Raw genomic sequence first — 17,737 nt, 5'->3', positions numbered from 1 at the left:
TAACGCCGTTAGCGTCAGATTTACTCCTTCAAATTGAGCACGTATTAAGACAAATTGGTATAAGTGTGGCAGTAGAATCTAGCCACTTGAAAACGACGATTAGTAAAGTGCAAAGTGCTCGCAAGTTCCGTCGTAAAGTCAAACTTGGCGGCAGGCAATCTTTGCTCATTGGTTAAATAAATTCGGCTAACCACATGACGACGGTTATTTAAGTGAAGCCCTACTCGCGCAGAGCTTTGTAAATACGCATTCACATGCTGGCTTTTCATATATCGACCAGTTGCTGCGATTTGTTTATTGCTTGCCAATGCAAATGCCGCTGATACGGTGGCAGCGGGTGCTTTTACGGCCTCAGTTTGCGCTGACTTTCTCGCAACCTGCAAACCACTGGCAATAGAGGCAGTTTGCAGTGTTAGGCTCATTTTGGCACCAACTAGAAAATCGAAGTGGGCACGTTTTGGTTTAGTGCTATCAGTAACATCTTTAACGGCTTGGTAAAGCTCTGGGCTTAAGATCACAGCGTCACTGGTATACGGAATTTCATTCGCCCACGCGATAAACATAAAGGTATGCGGCTGCTTTGATTGATAAGGCGCCAGTGCTATATCATCAATTTCTTGAAACCATTCAAAAAACTCAACACTTACCCCTAGCGCTGCCAATGCTCGCTTTACCGAGCCAACCGTGCCTTTGTGCTTATGTACTTTGACCGAATTGGCGATAAATGCCCGTTTAGTATCTACCGGCCAGCTTTCATCCCACTCATCTACTGATAAAGACCATGCAAGCCAAGGTAATAAAGCCTCTGGGCAGGTCTCTGGGTGCCATTGCTTGCCCACATATTCTGGGATAGTTGGTGTTACCTCAAGCTTACTCGGTAAGTCTTCAGCTTGCTCAGCAATAGTGCGAACCAGCTTTGATGTGCCAGGTGGCAGTAATTTATGATAACTTGTCATAGCTCACCTTACTCCGTTGAAAAATGTAATTGCACATCGCGACAGTAAGCTGCATTTTTAGCACTTGGTGAGAGGTCGTCATGCATCGAGCGAAGCTTCACTTTTCTTACTCCTCCTTGATGCAAGGCATCAATAAGTCCCGAACTGGGTACTTCTTTCCCGAGCAAGTAATGCGATTGAATAAAGTTTTCAATTGCACGATGGATGGACACTTTAACCTGCTCCGTATTAATACCTGCATTAAAGTAAATATCGGCTTCAATCGTGTAGGCCGTTGGCTCTACCAAATGCACGCGTACAAGGTCCGTAAGCGGTCTAACATCTTCGTCGTTGAGATAACGTAACACCTCCGTTCTTAGTGCTTCTTTATCTTCCAAAGTCACCACATCAGCAACTGGTAACACATGGACTTCAACAATACCCGGCAACGTTGATTCAACAAATACGTCTTTCACTTTTGCAGAAGCGGTAAACGCGTGGTACTGATAAGCACCTGATGTGCCTCCCATTGAATGACTTTCAAGAGAAAGTGGGATCCGCAAACGATAGCGTTCATCCGATTCCGCTTCTTCTCGCGCCACACCGAACAAAACACCCAAATGATCCAAATCACTGCCCGTGGCATATGCCACCATCACAGATTGTGCGGCGTCATTTACACGCTGTCTCAGTAATACCTCGCGATAGGCAAAAAGCTCCATCAGCTTTATTGCTGGATCTGAGGGAAGAAATGGATAATCTGGAAACTGCTGTTGCAATTGCGCTTCTAATTCCTGATAAATAGCTTCATAGCTGACTGTCTCCAACACATCAGGTGCAGATAGGCGCGTCAAATCGATAGCATTATTCATGCTACTCTCCTTTTAAATGGGGTTGGATAAAGAAAGCCAATACGGCCGATAATAGCGGCGCTACGGACCCACTCTGCGGGCACCGAGCAACGTATCTAATTTTTTATCTATAGAATCTAAGCGCTTTTCGATGCGCTTTTGGTCTTCTTGGCGAATTTGCTTGAGGTGGTCAAGCTCTTGGGAGTTTGTGGTGATCCTTTTATCTAAGTCGCCAAGGTAAATAACACCAGACACCAACAGCGCAATGGTGGTGAGAATGTGGGCCAAATTAAACTCCTTTTTCATTTGCCATTGTTCAGGATGATTCACTTGCTGACCCCTTTTACTTTCTCAACGGTTCTAAGCCCTGCAAGCCCTAACATGGCAAGCGTAAGCTCTAACATCACATCCAGCGGCAACTCAGGCGTACCATGTTCAGGCATTAACCACTGTAGAATTGGATTAATCACGAACGAAAACAAAAAGCCTAGACCACACACCCACATCAAAAAAGGCCTCGCCCCCGCAACAAACACACTGCGATGCGCTGCTTGAACTTGATTGATCTGCGCTTGTACTAATGCATGCTTTGCTATTAGTCTCGCCTTTAAATGCTCTTGCTTGAGTACTTCTTCTTCACTGGTAAACAATTCATCAAGAATATTGCCAATTGCTTCTATCGGAGCCACTGTTTTTGCAGAAAATAGGCTACCTAATAGACTCATGATTGCCATTCCCCAGAGATCATCTGTTGAGCAAGCTCTTGCGCGCGATTAGGCACTTGTCTTGCCCATCGGCTATCTAACATTTCAAGCGCAGCGGTATCAAAATCACCTTTTTCGACCGCTTGTAACATTCGACTAAAGTTAAGTAACCCTGTGATCCCTAAGTTAAATGCCATATTTACCAGCACCGCCATCCGTGCATCATTGCAGTGTTGGGTTGCAATCCTGCGCGCCACCGCCGCTTTGGCATTTTCTACATCGCTCGCAAGTAGTGATTCTGCTTCTTCTTCATCAATCCCCTTATCATCGAGATTTCGACCATAGCCAATAGTCAGCTTTCCCGCGGTACAAAGGTAAGGAAATTGGCGAAACCCCTCATGTTTTTTGAGTTGCTCTACTGTATTCATTACGGACATACAATTCCCCTTTATTGTTGCTAATGTGTCGACATATTAACCATCAAGCTTTGCTCAGCTTTCAATAACCAAAACTCCATTGAACGCTTGCTGTCAAAACCCAATGTTTTTGCTGCATCGACCACTTTGTTATGCATCATGTATTTAGCTCGGATTGCACGCTTACATTCTGGTCTAAGTAACTCAATTGATGCGGTAAGTTGAGCAATTTCATCTGGCACATGCATCTGCTCTGCACTCACGTATTTGCTTGATGAACTGCCAATAGCTTCAGTTGCAGCTTGACGGCTAAAGCCCTTACCTAGCTCTTTACTACACCAAAACTTACCCCAGCGCTTAAGGGCAGTACGTACCTGTTTAATTGTCACTTGCTTGTTGGTCATGGATTTTTCCTATCACTTCTAAAATATCGAGTAAGTACACATCTTCAACTAGGCCAATAACATCATTCCAGCGTGGGCTATATTCCCTATTTTCCCATCGTCTTAACGTACGCTCCTCAATACCATAATGAGCGGCTGATTCAGCTTGCGTGTAACCTCTGAGCTTTCGCGCAACACGAAGAATTTCGGCTCCTGTTGGAGCTGGTTTGCTTTGACCCACCAGTCTGGATGTGGTTGTGTTTATAAGTGTCATTGTTCTCCTTACCTCAAAAAATAAACACGACTAGTGAAAATTTGTTCTGCTTAGCTGAATGGGGATCGCTGAAAAGCGAAAACAACGTAGCCGTTCATCCTTGCCATCGAGTTCTTAGTTCCGGTAAAAACCCACCACACTCGTTAACATTTTCATCTAATAACTTTCTTCAGCGTAGTGATATAATAGCGATTCCTCGGATTGGAAACAGGTCAAAAATGACCTATGAATGATAAACTTACAATTAAACACTGGATAAATAAACAGGCCAATTATTTAACTTATTAAAAGGTAAATAAAAAATTACAATAGTTAACTTAAACTAGCTTGGGCATTGTTTTTTCCTCGTTCTGAACTATCAACATTGCAGCACTGGAAGGCTTTCTCTAAAATACATCTAAATTAAAAAAGAGATTGGAAACTCATGGCTCAATATATTTATACCATGTCGCGGGTGAGCAAAGTTGTGCCACCTAAGCGCACTATTCTGAAAGACATTTCTTTATGCTTTTTCCCTGGCGCTAAAATTGGTGTTTTAGGTCTTAATGGTGCAGGTAAATCGACCCTACTTCGTATTATGGCGGGTGTGGATAACGAATTCGAGGGCGAGGCACGTCCGCAACCTGGTACTAAGATTGGTTACCTACCGCAGGAACCTGTACTAGATGAAAGCAAAACCGTTCGTGAAACGATTGAAGAAGCAGTTGGCGAAGTTAAGCGCGCCCTGAATCGATTAGACGAAGTGTACGCAGAGTACGCAATGGAAGACGCTGACTTTGATGCGCTAGCTAAAGAGCAAGGCGAATTAGAAGCTATCATCCAAGCACATGACGGTCACAACCTAGATAATGCGCTTGAGCGCGCTGCCGATGCGCTTCGTTTACCAGAATGGGATGCGAAAATTGAGCACCTATCAGGTGGTGAAAGACGCCGTGTTGCTATCTGCCGACTGTTACTTGAAAAGCCAGATATGCTGCTTCTTGACGAACCGACTAACCACTTAGATGCCGAGTCGGTTGCGTGGTTGGAGCGCTTCCTTCATGACTACGAGGGCACAGTGGTCGCGATCACCCACGACCGCTACTTCCTAGATAATGTAGCAGGCTGGATTTTAGAGCTTGACCGTGGCCATGGTATTCCGTGGGAAGGTAACTATTCTTCATGGCTTGAGCAAAAAGATGCACGCTTGAAGCAAGAAGAAAAATCAGAGAAAGCACGCCAGAAGTCGATTGAAAAAGAACTTGAATGGGTACGCTCAAATCCGAAAGGTCGCCAAGCTAAGTCTAAAGCACGTATGGCGCAGTTTACCGAGCTTCAGCAAAACGACTATCAAAAGCGTAACGAAACCAATGAGCTATTCATTCCACCTGGTCCTCGCTTAGGCGACCAAGTGATTGAAGTGAGCAACTTACGTAAGAGCTTCGGTGACAGATTGTTGATTGACGATTTGAACTTCAACGTACCTAAAGGTGCAATTGTTGGGATCATCGGTGCAAACGGCGCGGGTAAGTCAACGCTGTTTAGAATGCTAAGCGGTCAAGAGCAGCCAGATAGTGGTAACATCACTATTGGTGAAACGGTTGAAATCGCCACTGTTGAACAGTTCCGTGATGACATGGACGGTAATAACACCGTATTCCAAGAGATCTCTAACGGCCAAGACATTCTTAAAATTGGTAACTTTGAAGTACCAAGCCGCGCATATGTTGGCCGCTTTAACTTTAAGGGCAATGACCAACAAAAGTTTGTAAAAGAGCTTTCTGGTGGTGAGCGCAATCGTCTGCACTTAGCAAAACTACTAAAAGCAGGCGGTAACGTACTGTTGCTGGATGAACCAACCAACGATCTCGACGTTGAAACGTTACGAGCGCTAGAAAATGCGATTTTGGAATTCCCGGGCTGCGTTATGTGTATCTCGCACGACCGTTGGTTCCTAGACCGCATCGCGACCCATATTCTAGATTACCGTGATGAAGGCCAAATCAATTTCTTTGACGGCAACTACACTGAATACGAAGAGTGGCTGAAGAAGACCTTTGGTGCTGAGGCGGCAGAGCCTAAACGTATCAAATACAAGAAGATTGGCTAATAAGCCTATCGACAATGATAATCTGAGGCTCCTCGTTAGGAGCCTTTATTATTTTTAATACCTGCTTTTCTTTATTCATGCCGCACTATGGAGGTACGTAGCAAATCAAACTGCAGCAGCAATCCTATCCAAGCCAGCGTAATTTATTGTCATTTTTTAGTAGCGAGCACAATGATATAAGCTATTCTTTACCTATACGGACTATTAGGATCAGTAATGAAAGAACGTCGACGTTTTTCCAGAGTTATTTTTTCAAACGAGGCTCAGTTTATGGCCTCAAGCGGTGATTTTAGCTGCGAAATCTTGGATTTATCGCTCAATGGCGCGTTACTCACCCTGCCCGATGGCTATGTGCCACTCAAAAACGACCCAGCAAGTTTAAACTTTTACCTACCAGGGAGTGATATCCAAATTACGATGGAGGTAGAGGTTCGTCATGTTGAAGAAGGTCATCTAGGTGTACATTGCCGCCAAATCGATCTCGATAGTGTGACGCATTTAAAGCGCCTTATTGAACTTAACCTTGGAGATGATGATATACTACATCGCGAGCTGGAGCAGCTCACCTACGATGATGATTAATATCTATCGGATTTCAAATTCGATGCTATAACAAAGAGAGAATTATGATTTTGGATTCTTTACAAGGATTTGTCCCTTTTATTACCTACTTCGGTCTTGCCTACTTACTTACCTTAGTCTTTTTATTTATTTACTCCAAAGTTACCCCTTATTGTGAGTGGAAACTAGTTAAAGAAAACAACCCTGCTGCTGCAACTGCGTTTAGCGGTACCTTAATTGGTTTTGTTTTGCCTATCGCCAGTGCCGCAGTCAATGCAGTATCTCTTATTGATTTTGCCGTTTGGGGTGTTATTGCGGGAGTCATGCAGTTAACTACCTTCTTCATGGTAAGGCTGTATATGCCAAAGCTATCTGAGAAAATCGAAAATAATCACATCAGTGCAGGTTTGTTTTTAGGTGGTGCCTCGCTTGCGACCGGAATTTTGAATGCCGCTTGCATGACCTATTAAGGAGTCAAGATGAAAAGGAGTAGAACAATCAAATTGACTTTATTAATGGGCGCCACAGGAGGGTTGACTGCGTGTGGTGATAGCGACGAATCAGCGTTACTTTTTAAAGACATTGATGAATGCACATCATTCGGTATTGAAGAAGAAGCATGCCAGTTTCAATACCAACAAGCACTCGATAGCCATCGCCAAGAAGCGCCCAAATATGCCTCTGAGCAGTTGTGCGAAAGCGACTTTGGCTTTGATCGCTGTGAAAATTCGAGTGGTGGGATCTGGCGTCCAATTATGGCAGGCTTTATGGTTGCTGCACTTGCAGAAGCAGTAGACGAAGGCCTAGACATGATGAAAAAGCGCAAAAAGAAGAAAGCGGCTTACTTAAGCGGCATTTATTATTCGGGCGCAAAGCCACTGTATCGCTCTCGTGATGACTTTTTTAGCTACCGAAATGCGCAAAACGGGTTTGTCGCATCTGCAAAATCATCGGGTACAACATCGGTTAAAAGCTCAACTATAAATTACAAACCGCGCGCCAGCTCAGTATCACGCAGTCGTGGTGGATTTGGTCGCACAGCTTCTCGTAGTAGTGGTGGCAGTTGGGGCAGTTAAGCCAACCTTCTCTTGATAAAAGGTAAGCCGAGGTTCACTCGGCTTTTTATTACATATTCTGTAATTTACCAAGTATCTATGCAATTGGTATTATACCAATTGAATTAATTCTCCAATCAATTTGAAGAGTGAAATACCATATTAGCTTCGTTAAAAATCTCTCATTTAGAACAACTAAATAGCAAAATTTTTGCCTTGCTACTAAAGCTATTTCCCCGCTTCAAAATAGCTCATTTACTTAATACAATTGGTATTAGACGGATCGATTTTACACTTATGTTAAGAATTTCTATTGATGAACGCCCACACTGGCGTGAACAAGCAAAAGCCCACGGCTTTGAATTTCATACTATGTATGGTGAAAAGTATTGGGACGAAAGTGCATATTATCAATTTACGTTAAAACAAATTGAGCAAGACTTGGAAGACCCAAGTGATGAACTCCACCAAATGCTCTTACACCTTGTCGATTTAGTGTGTAATGACGAGTCACTTCTGCAACAGTTTGCTATTCCAGAGTCTCAATGGGAATTAGTGACTCGCTCATGGCGTCGTCGAGACCAAGCACTATATGGTCGCTTTGATTTTAGTTACGATGGTAAGTCACCAGCTAAGCTGCTGGAGGCCAATTACGACACGCCCACCAGCTTATTCGAAACGGGTTACTGGCAGTGGCTATGGCTTGAAGAACAGGTAAAAGCCGGTAAGTTACCGCGTAATGCGGATCAATTTAATGGCCTTCAAGAAGCGCTGATAGAGCGCTTTTATCAACTGCATAAATTCCACCGTGGTGCTCCCCTACACTTTTCTTGCTGCAAAGAAAGCATTGAGGACTTGGGCACCATTCAATATATGCGCAGCTGCGCGATGGAAGCTGGACTCAAAACGAAACAAGTTTTTATCGAAGATATCGGATTTGATAACCAACACTTTGTCGACCTTGATGATTCAAAAATTCAATGGATGTTTAAGCTATACCCGTGGGAATTTATGTTTCAAGATGAATATAGTGAACAATTATCGGAAGCAAAAGTGCAATGGCTAGAGCCTGCTTGGAAAGCGATTTTATCTAATAAAGCAATCTTACCTTTGCTATGGCAAACCTTTCCCAATCACCCAAATCTGTTACCAGCATACTTTGAACAGGACAAGCATAAAATTGCAAGCAGCGAGTCCGGCTATGTGAAGAAGCCGCTATTTTCTCGTGAAGGCGCGAATATTGAGATCCGAAAAGATCAACAGCTGCTTGCACAGTCTGCTGGTGGATATGGCGAAGAAGGTTATATTTATCAAGCTTACTCACCTTTACCCAAATTTGCGGACTTCAATACGCTCATCGGCTCATGGATTGTCGGTGATAAGGCAGTTGGAATTGGTGTCCGTGAAGATAAAAGTCTGATCACCCAAGATCTTAGCCGTTTTTTACCCCATATCATTGTTGGCTAAATTCATCCGCTCCCCTAAACAAGTTAGTCGGTATGGAACAAATATGTTCCATACCTCAAATTAGTGTTCAGCCAAGAATAAAAGCATATTAAATTCATGCCATTCGTACTTTTTAGACAAACACTTGGCAAAACCCGCCGCAAAAATTAACACAAACTTAACCAGTGTACTAAAGTAGTATCTGGGTTTTGCATCAGGCTGAGAAAGCAATACTTGGCTTGTTGCAACAAATTTTTGGAAAGTGCACTCAACAGGTTGGAGTGCATAGATACATTATAGATCACTTAGCGAGCTAGGAAGTAATACCAACTGGTATAAAAGCAGTCAGCCTCAAAGTGTGAGACATAGTCGACTAAGGAACTCACATGACTCACTACAAAATAGGTACAGACATCAGTCAAAAACTCATTCCAGATGCGGTGAAAGTCGCAGTGATAGGGGCTGGTATGTCTGGTTTGTATAGCGCTTGGCGATTACAGTGCGAAACAGACATTGATGACTTCTCCATTTTTGAGCGCAGCAACCGCACAGGTGGAAGATTAGACTCAGATCTTATCCATTTCAGAGATAACCGCGCAGGAGCAAAGCCTGACAGCACCATTACAGTCAAAGAAGAACAAGGTGGTATGCGGTTTCTATTTGAGGGTATGGATGACCTAATGGCCCTCTTTCTAAAGTTAGGCCTAGAAGATCAGATAGTCCCGTTTCCCATGAATAGCGGAGGCAATAACCGACTCTACTTTCGCGGTACCAGCTTTTCGGTAAACGATGCCGAACAAGACGACTATCATATTTGGTCAGCACTTTATAACCTCGACCCAAACGAGCAAGGTGTTAACCCCAAAGACATTATTAATGTTGTTTTTAATCGTATCTTGCAAGTGAATCCACAGTTCGATTCAAGGCCAGAGGTTCGCGGTCCAGAGTTTTGGCAGGATTTCCGTCTGCAATGTCAATGGCAAGGTGAGCCGCTATATAATTGGTCTTTGTGGGATTTACTCACTGATATGGGTTATAGCCAAGAATGTATCACCATGCTGTATCGTGTTTTGGGCTTTAATGGCACCTTCTTATCGAAAATGAATGCGGGGGTTGCCTATCAGCTTTTGGAAGACTTTCCTGCAGATGTCGAATTTAGAACCTTTAAAGACGGCTTTAGCACCCTGCCAAACGCGCTGGTGGATAAAATAGGTAAAGAGAAGATTTACCTGCAAACGAGCATCGATAGCATCGCCTTCGATAAAGCAGACAATCTATATGTACTTAAGTACACCAAAACCGAGCAAGACGGAAAAATAAGCGAAGGAACATTTAAAGCCGAAAAGCTTATTTTAGGGCTACCAAGGCTCGCGCTTGAAAAGTTGTTCATAGCGTCGGATGTATTCAAACAACTACCAAAGCAGCGGCGCGATGCGTTATGGGATACATTGCAAAGCACAAGCAACCAACCGCTCCTGAAGATTAATTTATACTACGACACTGCATGGTGGGGAACCGGCATGACAGGACGTCCAGCTGTCAGCTTTGGACCTAACTTTGCCGATTTACCAACGGGTTCTGTTTATCCCTTTTATGCTTTAGATGATGAGCTTGCAGCCGCGCTTATGTATAACGAGCGTCATGCAGAGCCTAACTCTGAAACCCAACACAAACTCGAAGGGATAGAAGCAGCTAAATACAGTCGTCCAGCCGCATTGACTATTTACTGTGATTATTTAAATATTAATTTTTGGAGTGCACTGCAAAACAAAGGTGAGCTTTATCATCACCCTCGTGAGTCGGAACTCGTCGAGTCTATTCCCAGTGATATTTTTCCAGCCTCAGAAGCGGTTGTACGACAAGCGACACAATTCTTTAAAGACATTTTTAATACGCACTATGTCCCACAGCCCACCCTCACTAGCGCTCGAATTTGGGAAGGGAATGTGAATTTCAATGTCCCTGAAAATCTTCAATTTGGTTTTGGTGTACATCAATGGGCAATTGGTGCGAATGATAAAGACGTCATCGAAGATTTAGTGGAGCCGTTGCCAAATCTGTTTACCTGCGGTGAAGCTTACTCTGATTATCAGGGCTGGGTAGAAGGCGCGTTACGTTCGACAGATTTAGCGCTACAAAAAGGGTTTGGTTTAGCGCCGCTAAGTGAGGTCTTTGAAACAGACCAAGGCTGTAGCTCGTCAGAAGCAATACAAATCGCCTATCGGAAAATTGCTAATGAAATGATTATGGAATATATCGATCCTAACTTTTCGCCAAACACTAAAGACAAAGTAACGCTTGCTGATGCCAATAGTGTGCTTGGCGTCAACCTCAGTTATTTCGATAAGCCCTAACCCGCCTCTCTAGTAACGAGGAGTTTTTTACTCCTCATTATCCCTACCTTGCAGAACTAATTGATAGTTCTCGACCGACTAGAACCGTTCCGGCGTACTTCAAGTTACCCTAAGCTCCGCTGATCTGAGCCCTGTGATAAGTATTCTACGCTTTTGTGATAAAAACGTGATAACTCCGTGAGCCTATCTCAATATCTTGCAGCCATGATAAGGAGACTGTTAATCCTAATAAGAAGAGTACATCATGAAAGCAAAAATCCTGACAACATTAGTCGCTACGTGTTTATCAAGCGCTGCGCTGGCACAAGACCTTGAAGTAAAAATCACTAACCTCTCTCACGGTATTTACTATACGCCTATCCTTGTGGCTGCTCATAATCAAGATACCGCTCTTTTTAAACTCGGTGAGCAAGCTTCTGAAGCATTGCAAGCCATGGCCGAAGGCGGTGACATTTCAGCTTTAGGACAAATCCTCGAAAGCTCAAACGCCAATATGGTCGCCAACACAGCTGAGGGGCTACTTGAACCCGCTAGCTCTACAATGGCGATGATATCAACCAGTGAGGGAAATACGCATCTTTCAATTGTGGCAATGCTACTTCCTACCAATGATGGATTTGTAGGATTAAATGCGTGGCCTATTCCAAGCGCTGCCGGCACCTATGAAGTTTACCTTAATGCCTATGATGCGGGTACTGAAGCGAATAATGAACTGGTTGTCGAAGGCTCTGGTGCACCCGGTATTTTAGGGATCCCAGCATCGCCAGGTGCAGCTCCTGGAACTCAAGGTGCTGGTGTCACAGCAAGTGAAGAAAACACCATGGTCCATATTCACAGAGGCAACGTAGGTGACGCTGAGCAAGTCGGCGGTAATAGCGATCTGCATAATACCGTACACCGTTGGTTAAATCCCGTAGCTAAAGTAACAGTAACCGTAAAATAAGGGGGAGCTATGAAAGCGAAATTAGCATTAATCGCCATGTCTGCGCTCCTGCTCAGTGCATGTGGAGACAATGACAATGATATGGTGATGCCAGAGCTTCCGGTTGAGCCAGAGCCGGTTGAGTATGAGTTTGCCATCACCATCACGAACCTTACACATGCACAGCCAATGTCACCAATTGCAGTGCTGCTTCACCAGTCTGGTCATTACTTTACCGTTGGCATGCCAGCAAGTGAAGCATTAGAGCAACTTGCAGAGGGCGGAAATAACAGCGACATCATAGCCGAAGAGATGACACAAGCATCCGTCTCAACGGATGGACCTTTAGGCCCCGGTGCGACAACCAACCTTTCCATCAAAACTACTGACCTTTCTGAGCTTAAGTTATCGCTATTAACCATGATGGTGAATACCAATGATGGATTCTCCGGTCTAAATGCTATAGACGTCTCTGCGCTGCCAGTAGGCGAGATGCAAATGTATCGAACACTTGCCTACGATGCTGGCACTGAGCTGAATAGCGAAGCCGCGGGAACCATACCAGGCCCAGCAGACAGCGGTGAGGGCTTTAACGCAGAGCGCAACGATAATCACAACATGGTGACGATGCACAGTGGTGTAGTTGGTAGTGATGATGGACTCCAAAGTTCAACGCTCACTAGTGTCCATAAATTTGATAACCCACTGCTTGCAGTCACTATCGAGAGAGTTAAATAGCCTATGCGCAAACGTCTGCCATAGGCGTTTGCGCTTTCATAAAGGGCTATTTATGTTAGAAAACGTGTTGCTAGTTGAAGATGATTTAGACATAGCGAGATTACTCCAAGTGCATTTAGAGGAGTTAGCTTTAGAGGTAACGCATGTTGCTGACGGCAGCCAAGTATTGTCGACTGCTAAAGCGAACGATTTTGCCGTGATTTTACTGGATTTAATGCTACCTAATATGGATGGACTAACCCTTTGTCGAGAGCTTAAGGCGCTTTACCCTATGAGTAGTGTCATCATCGTCACCTCAAAAAGTAGCGATATCGATAAGATCATTGGACTAGAAGTTGGTGCGGACGACTATATATGCAAGCCTTTCAATACGAGAGAGTTGCAAGCAAGAGTGAAAGCCCAGCTACGCCATGTCAGGCAACTTAAGCAACCAATGCAGACTGAAAATGCGGACTTCCCGAACAATAAAATTGCAGTTGGGAGCCTAGTTATCGATGCCTGTTGTCATGAAATTTCGTTGGCTAATGTTAGATTAGACCTTACCGCAACCGAATTTGAGCTGCTGCAGTTTTTTGCTAAACACCCAAATCACGTGTTTTCTCGAACCCAGTTATTAGAATCAGTATGGGGCTACCAACACTCAGGATACGAGCATACCGTTAACTCCCATATTAATCGTCTGAGGGCAAAGCTTGAAGCTATTTCAAATAATACGGTGATAGAAACAGTGTGGGGCGTTGGTTACAAATTAAATTCAGCCTCTCTTAACGGGCAAAGCGTATGAAGCTCTCACTCTACAAAAAACTCGCACTGACCTTATTTGTCACTTTCGTTGTCATTGCAGCGATTTTTGTGTGGTGGACTCAAGCGCTATCTCAAGTCTCTAAATCTCAAGCAGAACAACAATTACACCTCGCACTTGCGACCCACCTTGTTGACGATAACCCCCTGATAAAAGAGGGAGTGTACGACTATGATGGTTTGAGTAATCTATTTCACACCTTGATGATCCTAGGCCCCTCATTCGAGTTTTACTTTGTCTCCCCTGAAGGTAAGCTATTAACTTACTCTGCAGCCCCTGGAGAGGTTAAACGTCAGCAAATTGATGTTACCCCGTTAAAAAAACTCCTAAAGAGCGATAGCCAACTACCTGTATTTGGTGACGATCCTAGGAGTGTTAACGGCAGTAAAATTTTCTCTGTGGCCCCTGTATTTAATCAAGATATTTTGCAGGGTTATCTATATATCATCATCGGCTCGTCAAAATACGATAGCATTATTGAGCAACTAAAAAATTCAGACAAGATAATGCTTGGGGTAAGTTGGTTATTAGGCACTTTGTTCTTTTTGCTGGTTGTCGTCTTGCTACTGCTTAATAAAATCACCAAGCCCGTGTCCAGACTGACTCAATATATAGATCAAGTCAGCCAAAACCATTTTAATATTAGTCCTGATGCCCAAATAAATTGGCCCGAAGAAGATGATGAGATCCATCAGCTGGGTCGCAGCGTCAATGCTATGCTGGATAAAATTCAGCAGCAATTAACCACACTTAGCCTCAAAGATGAACAACGTAAAGAATTGCTTTCACAGCTAAGCCACGATCTCCGCACACCACTTGCCTCGCTTAAAGGTTACATTGAACTGATAGAAAAACAAACGAGTGACAAAAATATCGTTTCGCACATCGAAATTGCCAGCAAAAATATAAATCAGCTCAATCATCTTATTGCACAAATTTTTGAACTCGCTCATCTAGAAGCTGGACATACCAAACTTCATATTGAGCCCTTTAATCTACTTGAACTTATGTATGACGTTGCAGCTAAGTTCAAGTTGAAAGCTGAAGCCAACCAGTTACAGATAGCAATATCCCCACCTCAAAGTACATTGGTGATTAACTGTGACATAGGGAAATTAGATAGAGTGTTGTCAAACTTAATAGATAATGCAATTAGACACACAGAGGCTAGCGGAGTAATTAGTTTGGTACTAGAAGAGCATGAGGGTTATGCACATATTAAGGTAAATGATACGGGCATTGGGATCAGTGAGCTGGATCTACAACATATTTTTGATGCAAGCTTTCAAGCCAAAAATAGTAATAGTAATCGTAAATTTAATGCGGGTCTTGGTCTTGCGATTACCAGTGAGCTTATCAAATTACTCAAAGGACGGATCAGTGTAGCAAGCGCACTCAATGAAGGCTGCCAATTCACCGTCATTTTGCCTTTGAACAAATAAAACTCGGAGTAACTAGCTCCAATTAGGCATCTACTAGTCTGGGCTTTTACTTAAAGTACACTTTCAATATATTTTCAATGTAAATATTTTCTGGCTTTCTACTCAAGTAAACTACATTTTAATTAAGAGTAAAATAACACAATAATTAGTTGCAAGATAATACGGAAAGTTTGCTATGCCAGTCGTCTCTATGCGTAACTTTATGAACCACATTGGAACTGCCAATGATGGCTTTCGCCAGAATGCTTCCTCGCTGAACAATATTATTCTATTGCTAGGTGGTAATGCGCAAAACAGCCCCAATAATCGAAATATCAATAATCGGACAGCCGAAAATATAGAGGGTGAGATCCACGGCCTGCCAGTTGATAAACTTCTAAAATATCAAACTGCATTAGTGTATTTAGGCAACGCATTAAATATCGATAGCTTTGCCCGTCCAACGAATTACAACATGGCTTTTCATGGTTTTGAGTTGCAATGGTATCAATTTCGAGATCCCACCCATGGCTTGATAAGGATTGATAATGCTAGGTATATTTTTAAGCATCAATTCACATTTGACAGCACTAATGGTGATGTTAACACCTTTACACACTGCCTAACTAGAGAGCATGTCTGGTACCCTACCGCTAGGGCTTATGATCCACCTTTTAACCAACTATTAAGCAGAGTACCACAAAGTTTTTTATGCCTCAAAATGGTTCTCAAAGCGCCTCCGTAACTGACGATCACTCAACATTCAATCCTGATTATATTGTGAGACGCCCGCTAACCATGGGAAGAACCATTGATATCCGTCAGCGCTATCAATACAAACAACCCGGCCGGCAGTGGCAGAATATTACTGGCGCTTCATATATTTTGAAAAAAGGTGTCCGATGGGAGATGAGTGGTGATCCTTGCTTTTTCTTCTCTAAACAAAACTATGCACCAGAAAATCCTAATGCATATCACTTTGAGGTAGAAATCGCACTAGGGAATTCACCATTGGCTACTTTAAATAGACTCCCATCACGAGGAGCTACATCGCATAACTCTATGAACAGACAACGTGAGATAAGGGTGATCGCCGGCGGCTCATAGTGATGAGACATTACGTAGATGGAAAGGCGCTAACGCAATATTAAAGTAATACCAATTCGCTTAATTAAGTGATCTATTTTGAGGCGAGAGAACCTGGTCGATAACACCGCTACCGCGTCCTGCTATTGCCTAGGTACCTACATCTATGTAGGCAAAGCGAAAATTTTGCTATTTAGTTGCTCTAAATGAGAAATTTTTAACGCGGTTAGCGTCAGATTTGCTCCTTCAAATTGAGCAAATATTAAGGCTGATTGGTATTATGCTTTGGTGGGAGCGAGTTTATCTCGCGATGTACTGAAGCCCAAATACAAAAAACCCGTTACATTGCTGTAACGGGTTTCTTTAATTAGGCCCTGACGATGTTCTACTTTCACATGGGTAATCCACACTATCATCGACGCTGTTTTGTTTCACTTCTGAGTTCGGCATGGGGTCAGGTGGTTCCAAAACGCTATGGTCATCAGGAAAATACTGTTTTTTAGTTTTTATTTTTATATTAAATTTGGCCCTGGCGATGTTCTACTTTCACATGGGTAATCCACACTATCATCGACGCTGTTTTGTTTCACTTCTGAGTTCGGCATGGGGTCAGGTGGGTCCAAAACGCTATAGTCACCAGGAAAACTGGGTGCAAATGTTTAATGACATCGTGCCTCGCACGAGCATTCCATTTGCGCAAGGTGAACCGATTTCGCGATACCGCTGAGGTTGGTCACCTTGTTTAATTCTTAAATCCGGAAAAAGCTATTAAATTCTTTTGTCTACTTTAGTCTATTAACTTCTGTCACTTATAAACCACTTTGGCGTTGTATGGTTAAGCCTCACGGGTAATTAGTACGAGTTAGCTTAATGCCTCACAGCACTTCCACATCTCGCCTATCAACGTTGTAGTCTTCAACGGCCCTTCAGTTGACTCTAAGTCAAAGTGAGAACTCATCTCGAGGCCTGCTTCCCGCTTAGATGCTTTCAGCGGTTATCAGTTCCGAACGTAGCTACCGGGCAATGCAATTGGCATCACAACCCGAACACCAGCGGTTCGTCCACTCCGGTCCTCTCGTACTAGGAGCAGCCCCTCTCAATTCTCAAACGCCCACGGCAGATAGGGACCGAACTGTCTCACGACGTTCTAAACCCAGCTCGCGTACCACTTTAAATGGCGAACAGCCATACCCTTGGGACCGACTTCAGCCCCAGGATGTGATGAGCCGACATCGAGGTGCCAAACACCGCCGTCGATATGAACTCTTGGGCGGTATCAGCCTGTTATCCCCGGAGTACCTTTTATCCGTTGAGCGATGGCCCTTCCATTCAGAACCACCGGATCACTATGACCTACTTTCGTACCTGCTCGACGTGTCTGTCTCGCAGTTAAGCTTGCTTCTACCATTACACTAACCGTACGATGTCCGACCGTACTTAGCAAACCTTCGTGCTCCTCCGTTACTCTTTGGGAGGAGACCGCCCCAGTCAAACTACCCACCAGGCACTGTCCTCAACCCCGATTCAGGGGCCTAAGTTAGAACATCAACACTACAAGGGTGGTATTTCAAGGTCGGCTCCACAGAAACTAGCGTCTCTGCTTCAAAGCCTCCCACCTATCCTACACATGTAGGGTCAATGTTCAGTGCCAAGCTGTAGTAAAGGTTCACGGGGTCTTTCCGTCTAGCCGCGGGTACACA

At 43.7% G+C, this 17,737-nt stretch carries 19 protein-coding genes and 3 rRNA genes (1 of these 22 only partly in view); 12 read left to right on the top strand and 10 right to left on the bottom strand.

Going from position 1 to position 17,737, the window contains the following annotated elements; translation table 11 throughout:
• Positions 1 to 44 precede the first annotated feature (44 nt).
• The 7 genes from CTT31_RS04885 to CTT31_RS04855 are packed head-to-tail and all read right to left on the bottom strand — an operon-like array spanning position 45 to position 3,563.
• Entirely contained in the window at positions 45 to 956 is a 912-nt protein-coding gene (locus CTT31_RS04885) for a phage tail protein I (RefSeq protein ID WP_260492097.1), read from the bottom strand.
• Between the two features lie 8 nt (positions 957 to 964).
• A complete protein-coding gene (locus CTT31_RS04880; RefSeq protein ID WP_260492096.1) occupies positions 965 to 1,807 on the bottom strand; it encodes a baseplate assembly protein in 843 nt (280 codons plus the stop codon).
• Positions 1,808 to 1,867: 60 nt separating this feature from the next.
• Positions 1,868 to 2,116: a hypothetical protein gene (locus CTT31_RS04875; RefSeq protein ID WP_010378331.1), complete on the bottom strand. Its 249-nt coding sequence runs from the start codon at positions 2,114 to 2,116 to the stop codon at positions 1,868 to 1,870.
• Complete coding sequence (locus tag CTT31_RS04870; RefSeq protein ID WP_017218912.1) at positions 2,113 to 2,520, bottom strand: 3TM-type holin; 408 nt, start codon at positions 2,518 to 2,520, stop codon at positions 2,113 to 2,115. Before CTT31_RS04870 ends, CTT31_RS04875 begins: the two co-directional genes overlap by 4 nt.
• On the bottom strand, positions 2,508 to 2,927 hold the full coding sequence (locus CTT31_RS04865; protein ID WP_017218911.1) for a glycoside hydrolase family protein: 420 nt from the start codon (positions 2,925 to 2,927) through the stop codon (positions 2,508 to 2,510). Before CTT31_RS04865 ends, CTT31_RS04870 begins: the two co-directional genes overlap by 13 nt.
• Before the next feature lie 20 nt (positions 2,928 to 2,947).
• On the bottom strand, positions 2,948 to 3,310 hold the full coding sequence (locus CTT31_RS04860) for a hypothetical protein (protein WP_039496108.1): 363 nt from the start codon (positions 3,308 to 3,310) through the stop codon (positions 2,948 to 2,950).
• Entirely contained in the window at positions 3,285 to 3,563 is a 279-nt protein-coding gene (locus tag CTT31_RS04855) for a helix-turn-helix domain-containing protein (protein WP_010378322.1), read from the bottom strand. Before CTT31_RS04855 ends, CTT31_RS04860 begins: the two co-directional genes overlap by 26 nt.
• Positions 3,564 to 3,987: 424 nt before the next feature.
• Between CTT31_RS04855 and ettA the strand changes: the two genes are divergently transcribed.
• The 12 genes from ettA to CTT31_RS04795 all read left to right on the top strand — a co-directional run bounded on the left by ettA (position 3,988) and on the right by CTT31_RS04795 (position 16,058).
• Positions 3,988 to 5,652: an energy-dependent translational throttle protein EttA gene (ettA, locus tag CTT31_RS04850; protein ID WP_010604458.1), complete on the top strand. Its 1,665-nt coding sequence runs from the start codon at positions 3,988 to 3,990 to the stop codon at positions 5,650 to 5,652.
• Between the two features lie 216 nt (positions 5,653 to 5,868).
• Positions 5,869 to 6,234: a PilZ domain-containing protein gene (locus tag CTT31_RS04845; RefSeq protein WP_010378318.1), complete on the top strand. Its 366-nt coding sequence runs from the start codon at positions 5,869 to 5,871 to the stop codon at positions 6,232 to 6,234.
• Positions 6,235 to 6,278: 44 nt separating this feature from the next.
• Positions 6,279 to 6,683 (top strand): DUF350 domain-containing protein, encoded by a 405-nt coding sequence (locus CTT31_RS04840; protein ID WP_069020306.1) that lies wholly within the window; start codon positions 6,279 to 6,281, stop codon positions 6,681 to 6,683.
• 9 nt (positions 6,684 to 6,692) lie between these two features.
• Positions 6,693 to 7,289, top strand: coding sequence for a DUF1190 domain-containing protein (locus CTT31_RS04835; RefSeq protein ID WP_069020308.1), 597 nt, complete (start codon positions 6,693 to 6,695; stop codon positions 7,287 to 7,289).
• A 276-nt stretch (positions 7,290 to 7,565) separates the two neighbouring features.
• Positions 7,566 to 8,735 carry a glutathionylspermidine synthase family protein gene (locus CTT31_RS04830; protein ID WP_260492095.1) on the top strand — a complete coding sequence of 390 codons (1,170 nt, stop codon included), beginning with the start codon at positions 7,566 to 7,568 and terminating at the stop codon, positions 8,733 to 8,735.
• Between the two features lie 365 nt (positions 8,736 to 9,100).
• Complete coding sequence (locus CTT31_RS04825) at positions 9,101 to 11,068, top strand: FAD-dependent L-amino acid oxidase (protein WP_260492094.1); 1,968 nt, start codon at positions 9,101 to 9,103, stop codon at positions 11,066 to 11,068.
• A 244-nt stretch (positions 11,069 to 11,312) separates the two neighbouring features.
• Positions 11,313 to 12,011, top strand: a complete 699-nt coding sequence (locus tag CTT31_RS04820) for a spondin domain-containing protein (RefSeq protein WP_260492093.1) — start codon at positions 11,313 to 11,315, stop codon at positions 12,009 to 12,011.
• 9 nt (positions 12,012 to 12,020) lie between these two features.
• Positions 12,021 to 12,728 (top strand): spondin domain-containing protein, encoded by a 708-nt coding sequence (locus tag CTT31_RS04815; protein WP_260492092.1) that lies wholly within the window; start codon positions 12,021 to 12,023, stop codon positions 12,726 to 12,728.
• Between the two features lie 52 nt (positions 12,729 to 12,780).
• Positions 12,781 to 13,512 (top strand): response regulator transcription factor, encoded by a 732-nt coding sequence (locus CTT31_RS04810; protein ID WP_260492091.1) that lies wholly within the window; start codon positions 12,781 to 12,783, stop codon positions 13,510 to 13,512.
• On the top strand, positions 13,509 to 14,972 hold the full coding sequence (locus CTT31_RS04805; protein ID WP_260492090.1) for a sensor histidine kinase: 1,464 nt from the start codon (positions 13,509 to 13,511) through the stop codon (positions 14,970 to 14,972). The genes CTT31_RS04810 and CTT31_RS04805 overlap by 4 nt, the downstream gene beginning before the upstream one ends.
• 190 nt (positions 14,973 to 15,162) lie before the next feature.
• A complete protein-coding gene (locus CTT31_RS04800) occupies positions 15,163 to 15,696 on the top strand; it encodes a hypothetical protein (RefSeq protein ID WP_211859426.1) in 534 nt (177 codons plus the stop codon).
• A complete protein-coding gene (locus tag CTT31_RS04795) occupies positions 15,663 to 16,058 on the top strand; it encodes a hypothetical protein (protein WP_260492089.1) in 396 nt (131 codons plus the stop codon). The genes CTT31_RS04800 and CTT31_RS04795 overlap by 34 nt, the downstream gene beginning before the upstream one ends.
• A 351-nt stretch (positions 16,059 to 16,409) precedes the next feature.
• Here the strand turns inward: CTT31_RS04795 and rrf (CTT31_RS04790) are convergent.
• From rrf (CTT31_RS04790) to CTT31_RS04780, 3 genes are all read right to left on the bottom strand, one after another.
• Positions 16,410 to 16,523 (bottom strand): 5S ribosomal RNA (gene rrf / locus CTT31_RS04790).
• Between the two features lie 41 nt (positions 16,524 to 16,564).
• Positions 16,565 to 16,678: ribosomal RNA gene (gene rrf / locus CTT31_RS04785) — 5S ribosomal RNA — on the bottom strand.
• A 190-nt stretch (positions 16,679 to 16,868) separates the two neighbouring features.
• A 23S ribosomal RNA gene (locus CTT31_RS04780) occupies positions 16,869 to 17,737 on the bottom strand (it continues 2,015 nt past the right edge of the window).

The organism is Pseudoalteromonas maricaloris (assembly GCF_024746855.1).
Taxonomy (GTDB): Bacteria; Pseudomonadota; Gammaproteobacteria; order Enterobacterales; family Alteromonadaceae; genus Pseudoalteromonas; species Pseudoalteromonas maricaloris.
Note: the sequence above shows the minus strand (reverse complement) of the source record. Positions and strands in the feature narration are given on the sequence as shown.